22 protein-coding genes are annotated in these 21,747 nt (G+C 63.2%); 10 read left to right on the top strand and 12 right to left on the bottom strand.

Annotated elements, in window-relative coordinates; genetic code table 11:
• Window positions 1-14: 14 nt before the first annotated feature.
• The gene (locus O3299_RS09610; protein WP_305062169.1) at window positions 15-866 is read right to left on the bottom strand and encodes a helix-turn-helix transcriptional regulator; all 852 of its coding nucleotides are present in this window, start codon (window positions 864-866) and stop codon (window positions 15-17) included.
• A 319-nt stretch (window positions 867-1,185) separates the two neighbouring features.
• Here O3299_RS09610 and O3299_RS09605 point away from each other — a divergent pair, with 319 nt between their 5' ends.
• Both O3299_RS09605 and O3299_RS09600 read left to right on the top strand, forming a co-directional pair.
• Window positions 1,186-1,848, top strand: a complete 663-nt coding sequence (locus tag O3299_RS09605; RefSeq protein ID WP_305062168.1) for a DUF2625 family protein — start codon at window positions 1,186-1,188, stop codon at window positions 1,846-1,848.
• A gap of 229 nt (window positions 1,849-2,077) precedes the next feature.
• Window positions 2,078-2,536, top strand: coding sequence for a nuclear transport factor 2 family protein (locus O3299_RS09600; RefSeq protein ID WP_305062167.1), 459 nt, complete (start codon window positions 2,078-2,080; stop codon window positions 2,534-2,536).
• Between the two features lie 27 nt (window positions 2,537-2,563).
• Here O3299_RS09600 and O3299_RS09595 read toward each other — a convergent pair whose 3' ends face one another.
• The 3 genes from O3299_RS09595 to O3299_RS09585 form a co-directional block, all read right to left on the bottom strand.
• A complete protein-coding gene (locus tag O3299_RS09595) occupies window positions 2,564-3,667 on the bottom strand; it encodes an HD-GYP domain-containing protein (RefSeq protein WP_099667534.1) in 1,104 nt (367 codons plus the stop codon).
• Window positions 3,668-3,713: 46 nt separating this feature from the next.
• On the bottom strand, window positions 3,714-4,892 hold the full coding sequence (locus O3299_RS09590; protein ID WP_305062166.1) for a pyridoxal phosphate-dependent aminotransferase: 1,179 nt from the start codon (window positions 4,890-4,892) through the stop codon (window positions 3,714-3,716).
• Window positions 4,893-4,974: 82 nt separating this feature from the next.
• A complete protein-coding gene (locus O3299_RS09585) occupies window positions 4,975-5,409 on the bottom strand; it encodes a putative toxin-antitoxin system toxin component, PIN family (protein WP_305052313.1) in 435 nt (144 codons plus the stop codon).
• A gap of 30 nt (window positions 5,410-5,439) precedes the next feature.
• Between O3299_RS09585 and yaaA the strand changes: the two genes are divergently transcribed.
• Window positions 5,440-6,210: a peroxide stress protein YaaA gene (gene yaaA, locus O3299_RS09580; protein WP_251348327.1), complete on the top strand. Its 771-nt coding sequence runs from the start codon at window positions 5,440-5,442 to the stop codon at window positions 6,208-6,210.
• Between the two features lie 35 nt (window positions 6,211-6,245).
• Here yaaA and O3299_RS09575 read toward each other — a convergent pair whose 3' ends face one another.
• Window positions 6,246-7,049 (bottom strand): outer membrane protein assembly factor BamD, encoded by an 804-nt coding sequence (locus tag O3299_RS09575; RefSeq protein ID WP_077405789.1) that lies wholly within the window; start codon window positions 7,047-7,049, stop codon window positions 6,246-6,248.
• Window positions 7,050-7,138: 89 nt separating this feature from the next.
• Between O3299_RS09575 and O3299_RS09570 the strand changes: the two genes are divergently transcribed.
• Window positions 7,139-8,164 (top strand): RluA family pseudouridine synthase, encoded by a 1,026-nt coding sequence (locus O3299_RS09570; protein ID WP_305062165.1) that lies wholly within the window; start codon window positions 7,139-7,141, stop codon window positions 8,162-8,164.
• Window positions 8,164-8,949, top strand: coding sequence for a peptidoglycan editing factor PgeF (gene pgeF, locus O3299_RS09565; protein ID WP_305062164.1), 786 nt, complete (start codon window positions 8,164-8,166; stop codon window positions 8,947-8,949). The genes O3299_RS09570 and pgeF overlap by 1 nt, the downstream gene beginning before the upstream one ends.
• 16 nt (window positions 8,950-8,965) lie before the next feature.
• On the opposite strand, the gene O3299_RS09560 is transcribed toward pgeF, so the two are convergent.
• The gene (locus O3299_RS09560) at window positions 8,966-9,190 is read right to left on the bottom strand and encodes a hypothetical protein (RefSeq protein WP_305052311.1); all 225 of its coding nucleotides are present in this window, start codon (window positions 9,188-9,190) and stop codon (window positions 8,966-8,968) included.
• 91 nt (window positions 9,191-9,281) lie between these two features.
• Between O3299_RS09560 and phaC the strand changes: the two genes are divergently transcribed.
• Complete coding sequence (gene phaC / locus O3299_RS09555; protein WP_305052310.1) at window positions 9,282-11,027, top strand: class I poly(R)-hydroxyalkanoic acid synthase; 1,746 nt, start codon at window positions 9,282-9,284, stop codon at window positions 11,025-11,027.
• A 225-nt stretch (window positions 11,028-11,252) separates the two neighbouring features.
• The gene (phaR, locus tag O3299_RS09550) at window positions 11,253-11,816 is read left to right on the top strand and encodes a polyhydroxyalkanoate synthesis repressor PhaR (RefSeq protein WP_010399000.1); all 564 of its coding nucleotides are present in this window, start codon (window positions 11,253-11,255) and stop codon (window positions 11,814-11,816) included.
• A 91-nt stretch (window positions 11,817-11,907) separates the two neighbouring features.
• On the opposite strand, the gene O3299_RS09545 is transcribed toward phaR, so the two are convergent.
• Complete coding sequence (locus O3299_RS09545) at window positions 11,908-13,503, bottom strand: hypothetical protein (protein ID WP_305062163.1); 1,596 nt, start codon at window positions 13,501-13,503, stop codon at window positions 11,908-11,910.
• A gap of 307 nt (window positions 13,504-13,810) precedes the next feature.
• Here O3299_RS09545 and rimO point away from each other — a divergent pair, with 307 nt between their 5' ends.
• Together rimO and O3299_RS09535 are read left to right on the top strand one after the other, a co-directional pair.
• A complete protein-coding gene (gene rimO / locus O3299_RS09540) occupies window positions 13,811-15,166 on the top strand; it encodes a 30S ribosomal protein S12 methylthiotransferase RimO (protein WP_170846336.1) in 1,356 nt (451 codons plus the stop codon).
• Window positions 15,167-15,375: 209 nt separating this feature from the next.
• Window positions 15,376-16,542, top strand: coding sequence for a cystathionine beta-lyase (locus tag O3299_RS09535; protein WP_305062162.1), 1,167 nt, complete (start codon window positions 15,376-15,378; stop codon window positions 16,540-16,542).
• Window positions 16,543-16,581: 39 nt separating this feature from the next.
• Here the strand turns inward: O3299_RS09535 and O3299_RS09530 are convergent, their stop codons facing one another.
• Window positions 16,582-16,944: a hypothetical protein gene (locus O3299_RS09530; protein WP_289897546.1), complete on the bottom strand. Its 363-nt coding sequence runs from the start codon at window positions 16,942-16,944 to the stop codon at window positions 16,582-16,584.
• Between the two features lie 86 nt (window positions 16,945-17,030).
• Here O3299_RS09530 and O3299_RS09525 point away from each other — a divergent pair, with 86 nt between their 5' ends.
• A complete protein-coding gene (locus O3299_RS09525; protein WP_305062161.1) occupies window positions 17,031-18,932 on the top strand; it encodes a serine hydrolase in 1,902 nt (633 codons plus the stop codon).
• A gap of 7 nt (window positions 18,933-18,939) precedes the next feature.
• Here O3299_RS09525 and O3299_RS09520 read toward each other — a convergent pair whose 3' ends face one another.
• Genes O3299_RS09520 through O3299_RS09505 form a run of 4 tightly spaced genes read right to left on the bottom strand, consistent with a single transcriptional unit; the run spans window position 18,940 to window position 21,695 of the window.
• Window positions 18,940-19,206, bottom strand: coding sequence for a hypothetical protein (locus O3299_RS09520; protein ID WP_305062160.1), 267 nt, complete (start codon window positions 19,204-19,206; stop codon window positions 18,940-18,942).
• A complete protein-coding gene (locus O3299_RS09515; RefSeq protein WP_305062159.1) occupies window positions 19,203-20,057 on the bottom strand; it encodes a DUF692 family multinuclear iron-containing protein in 855 nt (284 codons plus the stop codon). The genes O3299_RS09520 and O3299_RS09515 overlap by 4 nt, the downstream gene beginning before the upstream one ends.
• Window positions 20,047-20,970, bottom strand: coding sequence for a TIGR04222 domain-containing membrane protein (locus tag O3299_RS09510; protein ID WP_305062158.1), 924 nt, complete (start codon window positions 20,968-20,970; stop codon window positions 20,047-20,049). The genes O3299_RS09515 and O3299_RS09510 overlap by 11 nt, the downstream gene beginning before the upstream one ends.
• On the bottom strand, window positions 20,967-21,695 hold the full coding sequence (locus tag O3299_RS09505) for a nucleotidyltransferase domain-containing protein (protein WP_305062157.1): 729 nt from the start codon (window positions 21,693-21,695) through the stop codon (window positions 20,967-20,969). The genes O3299_RS09510 and O3299_RS09505 overlap by 4 nt, the downstream gene beginning before the upstream one ends.
• Window positions 21,696-21,747 lie beyond the last annotated feature (52 nt).

Here is a 21,747-nt window from a genome sequence, read left to right as displayed (position 1 = left end):
TGGAAAAGTTCAGTCTAGTCTTGTAAATTGGGCATTGTCTTGGACGTTTGAAACATTTGGCGGCGATAGTTGCTGGGCGTCATGCCGTAGCGGGCCTGGAAGGCGCGCGTCATATGGCTCTGGTCGGCAAAGCCCACGCTCAGCGCCACGTCGGCCATGCTCAGTTCCGGGCGGTGCAGCAAGCCGCTGGCCTGGTCGACGCGGCGCCAGCGCAGCAGGTCGCCCGGCGAACAGCCCCAGGCCTGGCGGAACACGCGGGCCAGGTGCACGGGATGCACATCCAGGGCGGCGGCCACGTCGGCGATGCGCAGATGCGTGTCATTGGCCAGATCCATCACGGCTTCATACGCCTGGTGGGCCCAGCCGGGCAGGGCGGGGCGCGCCTGCCGGGGCGCCTTGTGCAGGCTGGCCAGCATCTCCCACGCGCCCGCTTCGAGCAGGGCGCCATCGCCGCCGCGGCCCACTTCGCGCGCGAGCCGGAACGCGGCCGCCGCGCTGGCCGTATCGCGCAACACGGTGGCGCACTCCTGGGCCGCATGCAATTCCTCGGCGCCCGACAGCAGGGCAGGGTCGAGCGATACCGTCATGAAACTGCCCTTGCCATCGACGAAGCGGTCGCGGTGCGTCGTGCCGGCAGGGTTGAAGACGAGGGTGGGCGAAGGCGCGCGCGGCGGGGCGTGCAGGGCGCTGGAAATATACGTGCCGGACAGAACGAAGACGAAGTGGGCATCGTCATGCCGGTGCGTTTCGACTTCATCTTCGCCACGCGTGGCCTTCAGCCGGCGGATATCGAAAATGCTGCCGCGCGCGCCGTGATGCACGTCGCCATAGAATTGGCCGGACTTGAACTGGAGTGGAGTGGTCATATCGACATGGTATGTGCGGCCGCCCTGACGGGCGAGCGCCGGACGACGAATGGCGCCAGACGCAGGATGAACGGTCGATTCGGGGGAATGCACGGAATGTGGGACGGCGGCTCCGGCCGGTTTTGCGTGGCCGCTGGCAGGCGTGCAGGGGGGCCGGGGCGGCTATGTGTAAAATTTGCGCAGCGTCCAGATGTCGTCGTCGATACTGGATCGCGCCAGGGGCGAGCCGCTGGAATGCCGGGCGCCGCCCGCCAGGCAGTGCCAGCGTCGTCATGAACTCTCCGACCGCCGGAAGCGGTCATCGATAAGGTCAGGTGCAATGCGTACATTGAATGAATTACTGGATAGTGAAGACCCGGCGTTTCCGCTGATCCGGCAATGGGCCAGCGAGGCTGACATCCCGGTGGAATTGCTGCCGCCCTCGGCTAGCAGGGAAGATGTGCTGCTGAGCTTGCAGGTCACCACGCGTTCCCCCCTAGGCGCCATCGCCTATGAAACGGGCGGCATCCTGGTGGATGACGGCTGGCTGCGGATATTGGGCTCGGGACATGGCAAACTGGAGCGGAACATTGCTACGTGGAACGAAGGAAAGGCCGAGGGCTTTCTGTTGGTGGCCGACGACGTGCTCGGCGGCTTTTTTGCCATCAACGGCGGCGCACTCGGGGCCGACCAGGGCAAGATGTATTACCTCGCGCCCGAGACACTGGCGTGGGAAGCGCTGGAGATCGGCTACACGGCGTTCGTCGAATGGGCCTTTACTCGCCAGTTGCGGCAGTTTTACGGCCGGCAGCCCGGCGATGCGCAGGAGTTTGATGAATTACCCTTGTCCGGCGACCTCTGCCTGAATTTTTATCCGTTTCTGTGGACGCAAGAAGGTTCCCTCAAGACCAGCTCGCGGCGCGCCATTCCCGTGGAAGAGCAGTGGGCGCTCAACCTTGATCTGCAACAGAAGTTGCTCGATGCTCCTGCGGGCGCGAACTGAGGCATGGCTTGCGGGCGTCATTGACGGCATCGCCCTGCGCATCCCGGGCCGGCGAAATGGCGTTTCAATCCCCGATTCGAGCGCTTTGTCGCAATGGCAGGCGCGCGCAAAGGGCAAGGGGATAGCATACGGTGGGCTTTCTCGCGATGCGCCGCCCGCCAGCGAGTGTCCGATACTGCCGCGGCAGGCATCGGACGCTTCTCAATGACCTCGATCAGGATGAATACGCATGAAATTGACCCTTCCACATGTCCTTGCCACTTGTCTGCTGGGCGCCTTGGGCGTTATCGGCAGCGCGCACGCGGCTCCCGCCGATGCCGAACTGGTCGCCTTGGTGCAGCGCCATGCGCAGGCGCAGAGCAACTTTGATCAAGTGGCCTTGAACGCCATCACGGCGGAGAATTATGTGGAAATATCGCCGGTCGGCGAGGTGGACGGGCGTGAAAAAATGCTCGCCTTCTATGCGCCGGAGCAGAAGCGGCCGAGTCCCCAACTGCAGGTCGATGAACCGGTGGTGCGTCAGTTTGGCGATACGGCGCTCATCTCGGCGCGGCTGTCCTACCGTCTCAACCAGGATGGGGTAGCCCGCAATTTCGCCCTGCGCGCCGGCTATGTCGCTCGGCTTGTCGACAAGCAATGGCTGCTGGTCAGCGCACAGTATACGGGCATCCGCCCACCGAAACCGTGAAGTGAGCCGTAGATGCTCCCGGCCAGCCTACAGCCGTGCCTCGTCGCCCCACACGTGCCGCATGCTGAAATGCATGCCGGCATCGTCTTCGTGCAGCGACGAAACGATGGCGAACTGGCTGTCGCCCGTGTCGCGCGGCGTCATCTGCGATAGCTCGGCGGCGGCCAGCGGCGCGCCCAGCGGGTCGCTGAGCGGATGCACGTGGCCGGCGCCCCGTTGCGTCACCACTCCCAGTTCGCCGCTGCGCAGGCGTACCAGGGTGCCGGGCGGATACTTGCCCAGCAGATTGACGAATTGCTCGCCCAGCAGCGGGTCGATGGGCACGCCCTGGTCGAGGAAGATGTGCTGCAGCGCCTGGTCGGGGACGATGGAACGGCGGTAGTTGCGCGCCGAGACGCGGGCGCAATAGCGGTCGGCCAGGCCGATCAGCTTGGCGTTTTGCAGGATTTCATCGGCCGTGCGCCCCTGCGGGTAGCCGCTGCCGTCGTCGTTTTCATGGTGCAAGAGTACACAGCTCAGCCATTCCTCGTCATCGACGCCGGCGCAGCGCAGCAATTCCGTGCTTTCCTGCGGATGCTGGCGCACGATGCGCATTTCATCGTCGTTCAGGGGGCCGCGCCGGTCCTGGAAGCTGTCGTGGTGGCGCAGCATGCCCACGTTCATCGTCAGCGCGGCCGCGCCGATCAACAGCAGTTCATCGTGCGACTTGTGCATGCCGCGGCCCACCAGCATGGCCAGCAAGGCCGTTTCGATGCAGTGGCGCACGGCGTAGCTGCCGGCGATCTGGTTGAGCAGGATGCTGGCCAGGGCGATATCGGCATCGTGTTCGAGCGCGCGCAGCAGTTCGCGGGCGATGTCGCGCACGTCGCGCTCGGCATTGCTTTCGCTGCGCAAGTCGAGCAGCAGCCGTTCCAGGCGTTGCGCCGCCTCATTGAGCAAGCGCAAGACGGATGGCTGGTCCGGCGCGCCCACGTACAGGCCCAGCTGCAGCAAACGGCCCAGCTGCGTGCCATCCGTGATGATCTGCCCCTTGCGCAGTTGCGGGCCGGCACTATGGTCAGCCAAAAACAGATCCCAGGGCAGGGGTTCGCCGGGAACCAGGTCGGCCGGGCCGATGCGACGCTGTACCATCTGTCATCCTTTGCCCCGCCGCAGCGAAGCCATGTTCAGTGCTCGGTTATATGCTGCGCAGGCGCTCCAGCGCCAGGCGCAAGGTCTCGTCTTTCTTGGCAAAGCAGAAGCGCACGATGCCCGACTCCTTGCCCTGCACGTAAAACGCGGAAACGGGAATGGCTGCCACCTTGATTTCCGTCGTCAGCCATTCGGCGAACTGCGCTTCGGTCTCTTGCGAAATGGCGTCGTAGCGCACGCACTGGAAATACGTGCCGTCGGCCGGCAGCAGGGTAAAGCGGCTGCCCGCCAGGCCGTCGCGGAACAGGTCGCGCTTGCGCTGGTAAAACGCGGGCAAGTCCAGGTAGGGCTGCGGATTCGCCATGTAGCCGGCGATGCCGTGCTGCATCGGCGTGTTGACGGTAAATACGTTGTACTGGTGCACCTTGCGAAATTCCGCCGTCAGGGCCTTTGGCGCCGCCACGTAGCCGACTTTCCAGCCCGTCACGTGATACGTCTTGCCGAAGCTGGAAACGATGAAGCTGCGTGCCGCCAGTTCCGGGTTGCGGCTCAGCGAGGCGTGCGGCACGCCGTCGTACACCATGTGCTCGTACACTTCGTCGGACAATATCAATATTTGCGTGCCGCGCACGATGTCGGCCAGCGCGGCCACGTCGGCCGGGCGCAAGATCGTGCCCGTCGGATTGTGGGGCGTATTGATGATGATCAAGCGCGTCTTGCTGCTGACGGCGGCGGCCAGCTGGTCCCACGGCACGCTGTAGCCGGACTCGCCCACTTGCATGGACACCAGCACGGGTACGCCGCCGGCCAGCGCGATGGCGGGCAGATAGCTGTCGTAGGCCGGTTCGATGACGATGACTTCGTCGCCCGGGTGCACGCAGCACAGGATGGCGGTGGTGAGCGCCTGCGTGGCGCCGGCCGTGACGGTGATTTCCGTGCCGGCATCATAGCCGTGGCCGTACAAGCTGGCGATTTTCGCGGCGATGGCCTCGCGCAGGGGCGCGGCACCCGTCATCATCGGATACTGGTTGTGGCCGGCGCGCATGGCGTCGCCGACGAGATCGACCAGGGCCGGGTCGCAATCGAAGTCGGGAAAGCCCTGGCCAAGGTTGACGGCGCCATGCTGGGCCGCCAGGCTGGACATGCGGGTAAACACGGTGGTGCCCACGAGAGGCAAGCGGGTGGTCAGGGTGGGAGTCGTGCAGGGCAGGGACGGGCTGTTCATGAGCGGTAGGGGCGCGGTGCGGAAAGTGGAATCGTTTCCCATTCTAGCGCAGCGCGTGGCGTTCCGTGCAGCCCTCGATGGCTCAGCCTGGCAAGGCCCAGCCTTCCGGCACCATGATCTTGAACATGCCGGCCTTGGCCGTCTTGCGGGCCAGTTTCAGCAGGGCCTTGTCCTTGGTGATGAGGATGTCGGCGTTGGCGTCGCGCGCCAGTTCGAGGAATTTCTGGTCATCCTTGTCCGTGCAGACGGGCAGGCGCACGCCGGAGACGGGCGGCGCCACCACGCTGATATGCGCGTCGAAGCGGGCGGCGGCGACGGCGCGGCTGGTTTCGTCGAGCGGCAGATGTTTGTAATGCAACACGACCAGATATTCCGCGCGGCAATCTTCGCGCGTGATGGCGTGCACGGCGCCGCTTTCCATGGCCGCCAGCAGGGGCGCCCAGCGCGGGTCGTTGAAGACGAACAGGTCGAGGCAAACGTTGGTGTCGAGGACGAGTTTTTGTGGAGCAGGTATCATGTCGGCAATTCTATTCTGTAGTGATAATTTATGTTGATCGTGCTTTCGCCCGCCAAGAGTCTCGACCTGGAGACGCCGCCAACAACCTCGTTGCACAGCACCCCCGATTTTCTCGACCATTCCGCCCAGCTCATAGCCCGCATGCGCCAGTTTTCGCCCGCCGAAGTGGGCAGCCTGATGGGCATTTCCGACGCCTTGTCGGCCCTCAACGTGGCCCGCTACGCTTCCTGGACGCCCAAGCTGGCGGAAGCGCGCCAGGCCATCATGGCTTTCAATGGCGACGTGTATGCCGGCTTCGAGGCGCGCAGCCTGCAGCCGGCCCAGCTCGACTATGCCCAGTCGCGCGTGCGCATCCTGTCGGGCCTGTACGGCTTGCTGCGCCCGCTGGACCTGATCCACCCGCACCGCCTGGAAATGGGCACGCGGCTGTCGACCACGCGCGGCAAGGATCTGTACGCATTCTGGGGCGACACCATCACCAACGGCTTGAACCGCACGGCAAAAGAGCAGGGCGCCAAGGTGCTGGTCAACCTTGCTTCCGAGGAATATTTCAAATCCGTCAAGCCGCGCCAGCTGGACGTGCCCGTCATCGCGCCCGTGTTCGAGGACTGGAAGAACGGCAAATATAAAATCATCTCGTTCTACGCCAAGCGCGCGCGCGGCATGCTGGCCCGCTATGCGGCCGTCAACGCCATCCGCGACCCGCAGCAGCTGAAAGAGTTCGACGTCGACGGCTACGGTTTCGTGCCGGAAGCGTCGAACGATACCAGCTGGGTGTTCCGGCGCAAAGTGGGTGTATAAGTAAAAAAACCGGGCGAGCCCGGTTTTTTCTTATCTTACTGCCAGAATTTCCACCACTTGCGTTCCTTGTTCACCCCTTCCGGGCTGAGGAATGCCGTGTTCGGGTAGTTCTTGGTCAGCACGCGCAAGGCGTCGTCGCGCAAGTCGGTCAAGCCCAGCTTGTCATACGAGCGGTACATGATGAACAGCGCTTCTTCGATGGCAGGCGAAGCGGCAAAATCGCTGACCGTCGTTTGCGCGCGGTTGGCGGCGGCCAGGTAGGCGCCGCGGCGGTAGTAATAGCGCGCCACGTGCACTTCGTATTTCGCCATGGCATCGACCAAATAGTTCATGCGGGCCAGCGAATCGGGCGCGTATTTGCTATTTGGAAACTTGTCGACCAGTTGCTTGAAGGCCGCAAACGCTTCGCGCGTGGCTTTCGGGTCGCGCTCGGTCGGATCTTGCTCGTACAGGAAGTTCAGGAAGCTGATCTGGTCGTTAAAGCTGATCAGGCCCCGCAAGTAGTACATATAGTCCACATTGGCGTGGTTCGGATGCAACTTGATGAAGCGTTCGACGGCAGCCAGTGCCTGAGCCTGGTCTCCCGACTTATAATACGCGTAAGCGATCTCCATCTGCGCTTGCAGAGCATAGTTGCCGAAAGGATAGTTAGCCTCCAGCTTCTGGAACAGGCCGATTGCAGCTTCATAGTGCTGCCCGGCCATTTCTTCACGCGCCTCCGAGTATAATTTCGTAACGGACCAGTTTTTGGTCTCATCCACTTTTTCAGGCAACAAGCTGCAAGCGGACATGCCGAGCAGAACGACTGAAGCGACTACCAACGATAATTTTTTTTGCATGACGTTTTGCAAGAAGGTTTTAACCAAGATTTTACAATAGGCTGATTATAGCCGATGGGAATGCTGTGATATTAACTCCGAAGCCTAATTTGGCTGACCCCGCGTTTGACTCCCTTTCTGACCATGTTGCCGAAGAGGCGTTTGACGGCGATTTTGCCGCCGACGACGTCTTCGAGGAAATGGCCCCGATTACATTGGAACTGACGCCGGACGCCTGCGGCCACCGCCTCGATAAAGTCATCGCCCAGCTGGTGCCGCAATACTCGCGCAGCCGCTTGCAATTGTGGCTGGAAGCCGGTTTCGTGACCGTCGATGGAAAAGTTGCCAAACGCAACATGACCGCCTATGGCGACGAGAAGATCGTCATTCTGCCGCAAAGCGCGCCGGAAGACGAGGCTTTTAAGCCGGAAGCGATGGAATTGAACATCGTGCACGAAGATGAGCATATCATCGTCATCAACAAACCGGCCGGACTGGTCGTGCATCCGGGCCCCGGCAATTGGTCGGGTACCCTGCTCAACGGCCTGCTGTACCACTGCCCGCAACTGGCGGGCGTGCCGCGCGCCGGCATCGTGCACCGCCTAGACAAGGATACGAGCGGTTTGATGGTCGTCGGCAAGACCCTCGCTTCGCAAACGGACCTGGTGCGCCAATTGCAGGCGCGCACCGTCAAGCGCGAATACTTCGCGCTCGTGTGGGGCACGCCGAAGGCGGCGGGCACCATCGATGCGTCCATCGCGCGCCACCCGCGCGACCGCGTCAAGATGGCCGTCTCGGAAAATTTTACGGCCAAGCCCGCCATCACGCACTATGAATTGATCGGCAGCGGCGAACTCGACCGCCGTCCCGTGAGCCTGATGCAATGCCGCCTGGAAACAGGCCGCACGCACCAGATCCGCGTGCACATGCAGCATCTGGGCTTTGCGCTGGTCGGTGATTATGTGTACGGCAAGCAGCACCTGGTGTCCGTCTTCTCGCGCCAGGCACTGCAGGCGCGCCGCCTGGGCCTCGTGCATCCGGGCACCCTGGAAGCGTGCGAGTGGATCGTGCCGCTGGCCGACGATTTCGCCCAACTGATCGCCACGGCCGGCATTCCCGAGCCGGAACAGGTCTGATGACGGCTGCCTTGCCTTATATCACTCCCCATTGGCCCGGCCTGCCCGCGAACGTGGGCGCGCTGGCGACCGTGCGCGCGGGCGGCGTCAGCCAGGGCCCGTATGGTGACGGGCAGGGCGGCGGTGGCTTGAACCTGGGTACGCACGTGGGCGACGAGGCCGCGCACGTGGCGGCCAACCGCGCGCGGCTGGCTGGCGTCTTGCCTGCCGAGCCGGCCTGGCTGTCGCAGGTGCACGGCGTGGCCGTCGCCGATGCTGCCAGCCTGGACGGTTGCGTGCCCGATGCCGACGCCAGCATCGCCACGCAGGCGGGCACCGTGTGCGTGGTGATGACGGCCGATTGCCTGCCGGTATTGTTTTGTTCGACGGATGGCCTCGTCGTCGGCGCGGCCCACGCGGGCTGGCGCGGCCTGGCCAACGGCGTCTTGCAGCGCACGGTGGACAGCATGCGCGCGCAAGGGGCGACGGATATCCTCGCCTGGCTGGGGCCGGCCATCGGTCCACAGCAATTCGAAGTGGGACACGATGTGCTGCAAGCATTCCGCGACGGCGCGCGCGATGATGCCGAGCGGCAAGTACTGAGTGCTTCCTTCGTCGCCATCGCTGGCAAGCCGGGCAAGTACCTGGCCGACATCTATGCGCTGGCGCGCACCATGCTGCTGCGCGACGGCGTGGTGCAAGTGGCGGGCGGGGAATATTGCACCGTCAGCGATGCGGCGAAGTTTTACTCGTACCGGCGCGATGGCGTCACGGGAAGACAGGCCAGCTTGATCTGGCGCAAATAATCTGCACGGCAGACACTTATGTGTCTGCCGTTTTTGTTTTATCGTCTGCTGAGGCCAGCGCGCGGGCATGCAGTTCCGCGATGCGCGCCGCCTTGCGTTTGCGTCTCCTTGAGCCCGTCAGATAGAATAGGATGGACAGCGGGATGACGCAGTACAGCACGAAGGTCATCACCCCGGCGACGATGGACGGTTCCGTCAGCGCCATGAGGCCGACGACATAGATCCAGGCAACAGCGGTCATGAGCATCATTGGTATTGGCAGTCAGTAAGAGTTTGCATGCAGGTGGCCCGGAAGTAATTATTTATCAATTCTTGAATGGATTTATATAGCTATGAACATGCCCGATCCTCAAATGATGACCAAGGAATGGATGGCGCAGATCAGCAATCCTGAACAGTGGAAGACGTGGTTCAACATGGTACCGCAGCCCGCCGGCAATCCGATTGCCGGCATTTTGCAGGATGCGGGCGCCAGCATCAAGCCGGAAGCGATCGAGCAACTGAAAAATGCCTACGTGGCCAAGCTGACGGGCTTGTGGGCAGACTTTATGGCCGGCAAGGCGCCGGAATTGAAAGACCGCCGGTTCTCCGCGCCCGCCTGGCACGCCAGCCCCCTGTCGGCCTTCAATGCGGCCGCCTACCTGCTGAACGCCGAGTTTCTCAGCGCCATGGCCGATGCCGTGGAAGCGACGCCGCACCAGAAGCAAAAGATTGCGTTTGCCGTGCAGCAAATCGTCGACGCCATGTCGCCCGCCAACTTCCTGGCCACCAATCCCGACGCCCAGCAAACCCTGATCGAGACCAAGGGCGAAAGTTTGGCCAAGGGCTTGAGCAATATGCTGGCCGATATGGGCAAGGGCCGCATCTCGCAGTCCGATGAATCGGCCTTCGAAGTGGGCCGCAACGTGGCCACCACGCCGGGCACGGTGGTGTTTGAAAACGCCTTGTTCCAGCTGATCCAGTACACGCCAAGCACTCCCACGGTACACCAGCGGCCGCTGCTGATGGTGCCGCCGTGCATCAATAAATTCTATATCCTTGACTTGCAGCCGGAAAACTCGCTCGTGCGCTATGCGGTGGAGCAGGGCAATACCGTATTCCTGATGTCCTGGCGCAATCCTGACCTGAGCATGCAGCACCTGACGTGGGACGATTACGTGGAGCAAGGCGTGATCGAAGCCATCAAGGTCACGCAGGAAATCAGCGGCCAGGACAAGCTCAATATGTTCGGCTTTTGCGTGGGCGGCACCATCGTCTCGACGGCGCTGGCCGTGCTCAAGGCGCGGGGCGAGAATCCGGCCGCCAGCCTGACCTTGCTGACCACCTTCCTCGATTTTTGCGACACGGGCGCGCTCGACGTCTTTATCGACGAGCCGCAAGTGGCGCTGCGCGAGCAGACGCTGGCCAAGGGCGGCCTGATGTCGGGCCGCGACCTGGGCAGCACGTTCTCCAGCCTGCGACCGAACGACCTCGTGTGGAACTACGTGCAGTCGAATTACCTGAAGGGCAAGGAGCCGCCCGCGTTCGACTTGCTGTACTGGAATGGCGACGGCACGGGCTTGCCGGGCCCCATGTTCTGCTGGTATCTGCGCAACACCTACCTGGAAAACAGCCTGAAAGTGCCGGGCAAGCTGACGGTGGCCGGCGAAAAGGTCGACTTGAGCAGCATCGACGCGCCCGCCTTCATCTACGGTTCGCGCGAAGACCATATCGTGCCCTGGGGCGCGGCGTACGCCAGCACGGCCGTGCTGAACCCGAAAAAGCCGAAAACCAACCGCTTCATCCTCGGCGCTTCGGGCCATATCGCCGGCGTGATCAATCCTGCCTCGAAGAAAAAGCGCAGTTACTGGAGCAATGACGCGGGCAAAGGCGCACGCACGGCGAAAGCCAAGCCCTTGACGGCCGAACAGTGGATGGAAGGCGCGACCGAGCACGTGGGCAGCTGGTGGCCGGAATGGGCGGCTTTCCTGGCTGAACACGGCGGCGCGCAGGTGAAGGCGCCGGGCAAGCCGGGCAACAAACGCCACGCGGCAATCGAGCCGGCGCCGGGGCGGTATGTTAAAGTCAGGGCGGACTAGTTTACAAAAGCTTCTGGCCCGGCAAGACCGGCGTAATCTCCGGTCTTGTCAGGAATCTACTTTTAGTTGCGTTGCAATAAATGCGGGAATCTACTACCCTGATGTGCAATGGAGCCGTTTTCCACTCTATAATGGAAAACGTAGGCAGGTGCGAAAGCGGACCCACGTTCGCTTTTTTTTCGGATTAACTCAGTATGCGCTGCGGCGCAATAAGTGGAACTTGTGATGAGTAGTGCAAAAAAAAGTATAGACCGCCTGATTAAAAAATATCCTAACCGCCGTCTGTATGACACGCAAACCAGTTCCTACATCACCTTGACGGACGTCAAGCAGCTGGTGTTGGACAATGAGGTGTTTACCGTCGTCGATGCCAAATCCAATGAAGATTTGACGCGCAGCATCTTGCTGCAAATCATTTTGGAAGAGGAAGCGAACGGCGCGCCCATGTTCTCGAGCAGCGTGTTGTCGCAGATCATCCGCTACTATGGCCACGCCATGCAGGGCATGATGGGATCCTACCTGGAAAAGAACGTGCAAGCGTTCACCGATATCCAGCACAAATTCACGGGCACGTCGGCCGGCAGTTTCGAAGGCAAGCCCTTCAGCCCAGAAATGTGGACCCAGTTCATGAACGTCCAGGGCCCGATGATGCAAGGCATGATGAACAACTACATCGACCAGAGCAAGAGCCTGTTCGTGCAGATGCAGGAACAGATGCAGAGCCAGAGCAAGAATCTGTTCGGCACGTTCCCGTTCGTGCCGCCGGTGCCGCCGACGGACAAAAAGTAAGCCGCATCCGATGCGCGCCACACAACGGCACAGGAACTCCTGTGCCGTTGTGCTTTGCGGATGTCATGCCGGCGGCTGCCGATGCTGAATGCTATTGCTTCAGTTGTTGCAGCGTGGAGAGCAGGTCCTGGTTTGAATGCTCGAGCTTCCATGTTTTGGCATTGTCCATGGAACTGTAAATGCTGACGCGACCCTTGAAGTCTTCCTGGATATTGAGCGCAAGGCCGGAAGGGAAAATCATTGGCGTCTGACGCAATGTATATGGTGCATACGGCCCCCAGGTTTGACCATCGTCGCTGCTGACCAGCAGTGCGCCCTCGTTATACATGCCCGCTTCCATCAGCAATCTGCCGTCATTGAGCGGCGCCACGGGCGACATCAGGACTTTGAACGGCGAAACGATCGTTTTCCAGTTCTGGCCGCGATCCCGTGAAATATAGGCGTCGGGAAATCTTCCTGCCAAGCCAGCCGCTACCAGGACGCTTTCCGTCCCATTGGGTTGATGGGTAAATTGCGTCAGGTTTTTCTTGTGTGGACTAAAGCGTTCGGTCAACTTGCCCGTGCTGTAATCGAGTTCGCCGATCAAGCCGCTTTCCAGCGCATAGCCGATGCGGCCCGCGTCTTGCCACGTCCAGAGCAAGCCCGGGCCATGTAGCCAGGATCCGGGCAAGGTGGCGTGGTACACGGATCGCCAGTCACCAGCGTCCAGCTGGTGCGCATGGAAAATGTTCAACTCGTCGCCCTTGCGATGCATCACGTACCAGCCAACCTTGGGGTTGCCCCCGATGCGCAGCAGATTGCCGGGCGGCAGGTTGCCTGTATCGACAGGCGACAGCTGCTCACTGTCACGCGCCTTGCGGAGCAGAGAACCGGATTCGCCTACCGCAATCAACTCGGCATTGGGCAGGTCGACAGGAAACACGCAGGACAGCGACTCCACCGATGGCGCATTGAGGATGCTCCATAGCCCTTGCGTCGAGCGCATCAGGACGGCACCCATGCGGCTGGCGGCAGCCACCCGGCCATCGGGCATTTCGGTGGTGCACTCGGCCCCAGCCGGGTGGGCGCGGGCAAATTGCTCGACATCGTCCTGGGCGTGGCGTGGCGTGCTCCAGCCAGGAGCGGCAGCAGCGCCGAACATGGCGTTGTAGCCGGGGGCAAAGCGCTGGATCAATTCCGCATTCGATGTCACCTGGGCGCTACGGCCGTATTGCACGCCGAAATTGCCGCGTGTCACAATCAGCCGGCCCAGATCCGTCGATTTACCCGCTTCGATCTTGACGCTTCCCACGATGGTCGAGTACACATGCAATAGCTTGTTGGCACGGGTATCGATCAATTCGACAAACTCATACTCTCCAGGCGGCAGGGCGCCAATGAACAGGGACGTATCGCCTGCCATCGCGCTCTCGACCTTTTTCATCACCAGGTTTTCGGAGACCAGCTTGAAATCACTGCGCTGCTCCCCCGACACGACACGGCGTAACTTGATCATATTGAAACCGTAAATATCTTTGGTATTCGATGTGATGCTGACCGCCACCGGGGTTTCTCCCGATTGTGCATGCATTTTCAGTGGATCAACCACCGAGGTGTTGACGGCGCAGCCGCTCAGCAGCAATGCGCTCAAACCGCAAGCCGCGACAGCCAGGCGCCGCGCTTTCAGATTGGAAATGGAAAAAGACATGGGACTCATTTAGTTTTTTTAAAAACAATTATATGTCAGTAATTAGTTTCTTTGTGGCATTATTTTTTAATTTCTTGATACTGGTGATGCGTGGCGGAACCTGCTTCAAGCACTGACCCGATGGCAGTGGCCGGAACAAAGTTGCGATTGAAGCGTTGCAGATACGGCGGCAAAAGGACTCAGCGCTGACAGCAAGGGGCGGCTCGGGGTACAATAGCCGATTCGCCTCACCATTTTCTAGCTGCCAACTATGTCTGAAATTCACCGTATTCCCGTTCCTTCCGCCCAGCCCGAGGCCATGCTGGCCATGCCAGGTGCGGCGCCGAAAGTGGGCTTTGTCTCGCTCGGCTGCCCGAAAGCGCTGGTCGACTCCGAACAAATCCTGACCCAACTGCGCGCCGAAGGCTACGAAACGGCGAAATCCTACGCTGGCGCCGATCTGGTGATCGTCAATACCTGCGGTTTTATCGATGCTGCCGTGCAAGAGTCGCTCGACGCCATCGGCGAAGCGCTGGCTGAAAACGGCAAAGTCATCGTGACCGGCTGCCTGGGCGCCAAGAAAGATGCTGCCGGCGACGACATCATCATGAAGGTGCACCCGAAAGTGCTGTCCGTCACGGGCCCGCACGCGCTGGCCGAAGTGATGGATTCCGTCCACTTCCACCTGCCGAAACCGCATGCGCCTTTCCTCGACCTGGTGCCGCCGCAAGGCGTCAAGCTGACGCCGAAGCATTACGCCTACCTGAAAATTTCCGAAGGCTGCAACCACCGCTGCAGTTTCTGCATCATCCCGTCGATGCGCGGCGACCTCGTCTCGCGCCCGATCGGCGAACTGATGATCGAAGCGGAAAACCTGTTCAAGGCCGGCGTCAAGGAATTGCTGGTCATTTCGCAAGACACCTCGGCGTATGGCGTGGACGTGAAATTCCGTTCCGGCTTCTGGAATGGCCGTCCCGTGAAGACCCACATGACGCAGCTGACGGAAGCGCTGGGCGAACTGGCCAAGTCCTACGGCGCCTGGGTGCGCTTGCACTATGTGTATCCCTACCCGCACGTGGACCAGATCATCCCGATGATGAGCGGCGGCCACATCCTGCCATACCTCGACATTCCGATGCAGCATGCGCACCCTGACGTACTCAAACGCATGAAGCGTCCGGCCAGCGGCGAGAAAAACCTGGACCGCATCCAGGCCTGGCGCGCCATCAACCCGGACCTGACCATCCGCTCGACCTTCATCGCCGGTTTCCCTGGCGAAACGGAAGCGGAATTCGAGTACTTGCTCGACTTCCTCAAGGAAGCACAGATCGACCGCCTCGGTTGCTTCGCGTATTCGCCTGTCGAAGGCGCGACCGCCAACGCCATCGCCAATCCCGTGCCGGAAGAGCTGCGCGAAGAGCGCCGCGGCCGCGTCATGCTGCTGCAGGAAGAAATTTCCAAGAAACGCCTGCAAGCCAAGGTCGGCAAGACCGTGCGCGTGCTGATCGATGAAGTCACCCGCTCCGGCGGCGTGGGCCGCTCGTCCGCCGACGCGCCGGAAATCGACGGCGTCGTCTACGTCAAGCCGCCATTCGAACCGCACCGCAAGCTGGCCGTCGGCCAGTTCGTCGACGTGACCATCACCTCGGCCGACGCGCACGACCTGTGGGGCGCCGCCGAGTAAAAAACGTCCATGCCGGCGTTGCGCTGCCTTGCCGTACAGCAAGGTATTGCCTGCGGCAGCGCGCCTTGGCCTGAACGTTTTTACGCGGTGAAGATGATATTTGACAAGGTGTAACACTCTGTCATACGTACGGCGTACAGGGCGTAAAGCCCTTACAATCAAGGCGGACCAGTAATTGCTGGCCCGCCTTTTTATTTGCCGACGACGCCATGACCACACCCAAATCCCCCCAGACGGCGCTGATCCACAGCGATTACCAGGCGCCGCAAGGCTTTGCCGCGTTTCCCAACGCCATCCATCATGCATCGACCGTGCTGTTCAAGGACGTGGCGGCCATGCGCTCGGGCGACTGGAAAGAAAAGAACGCCTACACCTACGGCTTGCACGGCACGCCCACCACCTTCACCCTGGAAGCGCGCCTGGCCGAGATCGAAGGGGGCAAATACTGCCTGCTGGCGCCGTCGGGCCTGGCGGCCATCGCCATGGCGGACTTTGCCCTGCTGAAAACGGGCGATGACGTTTTATTGCCGGAAAACATCTACAACCCGAACCGCGAACTGGGACGCTGGCTGGCGCAGGATTTCGGCATCACGGCCCGCTATTACGATCCGCTCATCGGCGCCGGCATCGCGGGCTTGATCCAGCACAATACCAAGCTGATCTGGACGGAAGCGCCAGGCTCCGTGACGATGGAAGTGCCGGACTTGCCTGCCATTTGCGCGGCCGCCCATGCGCGCGGCGTGCTCGTCGCCCTGGACAACACCTGGTCGGCGGGCCTGGCCTTGCGCGGCTTTGACCTGGGCGTGGACATCATCATGCAGGCGCTGACGAAATACCAGTCGGGCGGCTCGGACGTGCTGATGGGCGCCCTGATCACGCGCGAGCGGGCCCTGCACGACCGGCTGGCGCAGGCGCACATGCGTCTGGGCATGGGCGTGGGGGCGGACGACGCCTACCTGGTGCTGCGCGGCTTGCCCACCATGAAGCTGCGCTTCGACGCCCACGACCAGGGCGCGCGCACGGTGGCCGCCTGGCTCAAGGGGCGCAGCGAGATCGCCACGGTGCTGCATCCGGCCTTTGACGATTGCCCGGGCCACGCCATCTGGCAGCGCGATTTCACAGGTGCGGGCGGCCTGTTTTCCGTGCTGTTCGATGCCCGCTACACGGAGGCGCAGACGGACCGCTTCGTTGATGCCTTGCAGTTGTTCAAGATTGGCTACAGCTGGGGTGGCGCGAACAGCCTGGTGATGCCGTACCGCATCGCCGCCATGCGCAAGGGCTGGCAATTGCCGGGCCAACTGGTGCGCCTGAACGTGGGACTGGAAGATCCGCAGGATCTGATCGCCGATATCGAACGGGCGTTCGCGGCGATGTAGCGGCAAGCGGGCAAGCACGATAGCTTGCCCACAAGTAATTTACAGGGGCACGGGCTTGTTGTTGTTCAAGTCGAGGAAGCCGCGCAGCAAGCGGTAGGCTTTCCACAGCCAGGCCACGCCCCACACGAGGAAGGCCAGCGGTATGCCGATCAGCGTGATCCACAGGATGGCGCCGACGACGATCCAGGCCACGTACCACCAGAAGGAACGGATCATCCAGCTGTGATGGCTGTACACGAAGGTCCCGGCCGCCTCGTCCCGCTTCACATAATTGATGATGAGCGGAATGAAGGAAAACGCGCCCAGCGAAAACACGAAGCTGGCGCCATGTATCAGGTACAACCACCAGGCCAGGTTCTTGGTCTGCTGGAGTTGGGTATCCAAAATAATATCTTGTGACATGAAGGCTCCCGTCGTTGCTCAATTTTTAATTGTAACAAGCAAAGCGGCGCAGGAGCGCAGTCCATGGAAAAAGGCAGAATACATTGTTGAAACGAAATCGCTATCCCACCCTGGCCGCGCGCGCCAGGTCATGGCTGCGCCAGGCTTTGCCGGCCTTGCTGCTGTGCGTCACGGCGGCCCACGCCGCCGGCGCCCCGCTGGAGGCGGAGTTTGCCGCCGGCTTGAAGGAAGAGGGCCTGGCGGGCGCCGTCTGGAGTGAAGTCTTGCCTGACGGAACAGTCAAAGTCGGCGCGTCCGGCCTGCGCGATGCCGCCAGGCGCATGCCCATGCAGGCGGACACGCGCATGCAGGTGGGTTCCGTGGGCAAGGTGGCGCTGGCGCTGGGCGTATTGCGCCTGGTCAGCGAAGACCGGCTCACGCTCGACACGCCCCTGCAGCAGGTGCTGCCGGAACTGGCGCTGAAAAACCCGTGGCAAGCCAGCGACCCCGTGCGCATCCGCCACCTGCTGGCGCATACGTCCGGCCTCGACAATGTGCGCTTCTGGCAGGCGTTTAGCCTGAACCCGGCGCCGCAGACGCCGCTGGCCGACGCTTTTGACGGCGACCGCAATCTGCTGCGCGTGCGCGCCCGGCCCGGCAGCCGCTATGCATATTCGAACATGGGCTATGGCTTGCTGGGCATGGTGATCGAGAAAATCACGGGCCAGCCGTATGAGCGCTATCTCGACGCGCAGCTGCTGCAGCCGCTGGGCATGGCGGACAGCACGTTCGCCTTCGTTACGCAAGTGAGCACGCAAATGAGCACGCAAATGAGTACGCAGGCGGGTGCGCAGGCGGATCCGCGCCTGGCCATGGGCTACTTCGAGCATGGCGTGGCGCAGCCGGCCGTGCCCCAGTATTTGCGTCCGGCCGCGCAATTTACCACCACGGCGGCCGACATGGGCAAGCTGGCGCAATTCCTGATGGGCGACGGCAAGCTGCAGGGCAAGCGCTTCATCGACCTGGCGCTGATGGGCGCCTTGTCCGAACCGTCCGGCACGGATGCGGCGCAGGCGGGCCTGGCGACGGGCCACGGCCTGGCGCTGGCCGTGCGCGACCGCCACAATGTGGTGGGCGCCTGCCATCCGGGCACGGCCGTGGGTTTCCGCGCCATGCTGTGCCTGTATCCGGAGCAGGACAGCGCCTTCTTCGTGGCCTTCAACACGGATGCGGAGCAGGCCGACTATGAACGCTTCAACCGCCTGCTGCTGCGCGACCTGGAACTGCCGCTGCGTGCGCCGGCCCCGCGCGGCACGCCCGCGCCCACGGTGGAAAACTGGCAGGGTGTCTACCTGCCGTCGCCCAGTCCCATGGCCAGCATGGCCTGGGTCGATGCCGTCTTCGGCTTTACGCGCCTCAAATGGGATGGCGAATCGCTGTTCCTGATCCCGTTCCAGGGCGAGCCGAAGGAGCTGGAACCGGTGGGCGGCTTGCTGTTCCGCGCCAGCGACCGCAGCACGCCGTCGCATGTGCTGATGCAGGAGGATGGCAAGCATGTGCTCAGCGACGGCTTGCGCAGCTATGAGCGCGCGTCGATGCTGCGCATGCTGGTGCTGTGGGGCAGCCTGGCCCTGGGCGCGGCGGGCTTGCTGTATGTGCTGGTGGTGGGCGTCTGGCGCGCCGCGCTGCGCAGCCTGGGGCGGGGCGACCACCTGTTCGCGCCCTTGCTGTCGCTGCTGGCGCTGCTCCTGCCGCTGCCGTTCTTTTATTTCCAGTCCTACCTGCGCCTGGGCGACGTCACCATCGCCAGCGTGCTGCTGGCGCTGACGACGGGCGCGCTGCCGCTGGCGACGGCGTTCGGCCTGGCGCGCTGCTGGCGCAGCCGCGGCACGGCGGCCGAGGCGGGTTCGTGGGCAAAATGGGATTGGGTGGCCTTGCTGGCGGCCTTGCAACTGCTGCTGGTGCTGGCCTGGTGGGGATTGCTGCCGCTGCGCCTGTGGCACCTGTAGCCGGCGCTCAGCGCCAGGCGTGCAGCAGCCGGCGCCACCAGCGTTGCGCTGGCCTGGGCTGGCTGCCATGCCCGGCGCGCCCGGCCCGCTTGGCGCGATAGCTGGCGGCCGCCATCTGCAGGCCGATGCGGTCCATCGCCGCCATCGCGTCCGCCTCCTGCGGCGACAAGCCATGCCGCAACGCTTGCGCACGGGGTTCGCGCAGGAAGGCGGCACGCAGGGCGTCATCCGTGTACAGCCTCGCCAGATAGGTTTCCAGTGCGGGGGAACTCATGCGTTTCGCCCCGCGCGCAAGGCCGTGCGCGCCAGCTCCAGCTGGTCCAGCACGTGCTCGAACGACGGGTAATTGCCGTCGCGTTCGACGATCACCGTCAACGGTTGCGGCGCCTGGCGCGCCAGCACGGTCAACAGGGCGAAGACGGCGGGCGGCACGTCGTGCAGATGGTCGTCCAACAGGCGCTGGCCGCCGCCAGGCGCGTCGATCCAGTGGCCGCCGCTCAGGTGCACGGCGCCGACCCGGGCCAGGGGCAGGCGCAGCAGCAGTTGCTCCGGGTCATGCCCGAAATTGACGGCGTTCGCATACAGATTATGCAGGTCCAGCAGCAGCGGCACTTGCGCGCCGTCAAGGATGTGCGTCAGCCACCCGGCTTCGTCCAGCGTGCTGGCGGGCGGCTGGACCAGGGTGGCGATGTTTTCCATCAGCGGCGCGCTGCCGACGATGCGCGTGGCCAGCGCGATATTGGCGATGGCGCCGGCGGCGCTGTGCGGCGTGCGCGGCGGCGCCGCCAGGTGGCCGATTTCCACGCCGCCGGCGCGCACGAAACTCAGGTGCTCGGACCACGATTCCGCTTGCACCTCCTTCATCAGGCGCGCCATCGCATGCAGGCGGCGCGGGTCGGCGGGTATCGTCGACGCCAAGCCCATGCCCACGCCGTGCAGGCTGACGGGCACCTGGCGCGCCAGGCTGCGCAAGGCGGCGATGCCGGCGCGCGCGGCGTGGTAATAGTCGTCGGCGATCACTTCCAGCACGTCGATGTGCGCCAGGTTGGACAGGATGCCGGCTGCCAGTTCGCCGCGCCAGCCCAGGCCGACGCGGTCGCGCGCGCTCCCCTGGCTAGCTGCCACAGCCGCCGCCACCGCCGCAACCGCCACAGCCGCTGCCGCAGGAAGAACCGTCGCCGCCGCCCGACGAGCCGCCGCCGGAGTCGCCCGAGCTGCCGGACGAGGAGTCGCCGCCGCCGTTTTGCCGCGGCACCGGGTACAGCTGGGCGAGATACGCGTACACCGACGGCGGCAGGGCGCCGAGGCCGAAGATGGCCGCCAGCAGGGCCATGTCGGCGCTGCTGCTGCCCGCCTGCAGGCGCGATGAACGCATGTTCAGCCGGCCAAACAGCATGCGCAGGTCGGTCAGCAGCCGCTGCGCGCTCCAGCTGGTCGCCTGGGTGCGCAAGCCGCGCAGCATGAGCAGGAAGATCGCCAGCAGCAGCGCCAGGAACAGCAGGTTGTAGTGCTGGCGGCTGATGGCGATGACGGCCTTGACGGCGGCCACCGTCAGCAGCAGCCAGTGCGCCGTCCAGGTGATGCGTTCGCGCCGGCGCAGCAGCGGCGGGCCGACCAGCAATTGCTGCTGCGTCAAGGTTTCCAGGTAGGCGCGGCACGAGGGCAGCATCTCGGCTTGCACGGCCAGTTCCTTGCTGTGGCCCTGACGGCCCAGGTACAGCTGCAGCACGTCGCGTTCGATGTCATGGCTGGCGAAGCGCAGGCTGTCGGCGCTGGCCGTTTCCAGCAGCGGGCCGTCGGCGCGCAGCAAGCCGCGGTCGACCAGCACGACGGCGGCGACTTTCACGGCTTCGAGGGCGCCGCCGCGCAGGAAGGCGATGCGGTAGGGGTCATCGGCCAGCGACAGCTGGGCGTGCGGATTGCGCAATTCCATGCGTATCAGCAGCTCGCGCGCGAGGTAGTACACGAGCATGCCAAAGACCAGGTAGGCGAGCAGGAACCAGGGGCCGCTCCAGTCGAACGGATTGGCGCCGTTCACCGCATCTGCTCCGCGTGTTCGCGCAAGTGTCCGGTAATCGTCATCAAGCCCGCAAAGGCGGGCAAGGCCTGCCCCGGCGCCAGGCGCGCCGTTTCGCGCGCCGCCGACATGGCTTGCAGGGCCGCGTGCAGGGCAGGCTCGCCCAGCTGGTCGACAAATGCTTCGAGCGCCTGCTTGCCGGACAGCCCGGACTTGCCCTCCAGCTGCGCCAGCGACGCCGCGGACGAGCGCAGGGGGCCGGCTGCGTCGGCGATGGCGCCGGCCAGCTGTTCTTCATTCAGGCTCAATAGCAGATACCGTTCGCGCATGCGCACCTGCTGGTTCAGCAGCACTTGCCGCAAGCGCCGCAGCACGGCGTCGCGGTTCGTGCGCAGGCTGGCGAAAGGGTCGGCGCCATGCAGCACCTGGTGGCGCGCGATGATGTCGGCGAACTTGACGGCGAAGGCGTCGGCGGCCTGCGTCAATTCGCCCTCGAGCAGGAACATCACCTGCAAATCGATGGCGGCGTGCGCCAGGCGCAAGGGCCCGCGCAGCGCATCGGCCGCCTGCGGCGCAAAGCGCTTGAGCAGCAACAGCAGGTTGACGTCGGAGGTGGCGCGCACCTGGCCATCGGCGGCCGAGCCAAACAGCACGGCGGCGGCAAGGTCGTCACCAAAGGTGTTTTGCGCGGCGGCGACAAACACATCCAGGTGGCGTTGTATCTCTTCTGGCAGCGGTGGCGGCATGCGGTGTTCTTTCACGATGGGTTGGCAGGATGCGCATAAGTTTGCAATATAG

The sequence above is a fragment of the Janthinobacterium sp. SUN176 genome (genome assembly GCF_030587335.1).
Classification (GTDB): Bacteria; Pseudomonadota; Gammaproteobacteria; order Burkholderiales; family Burkholderiaceae_D; genus Janthinobacterium; species Janthinobacterium kumbetense.
The sequence above is the reverse complement of the archived record's forward strand: the minus strand, read 5'-3'. Positions and strand labels throughout refer to the sequence as shown.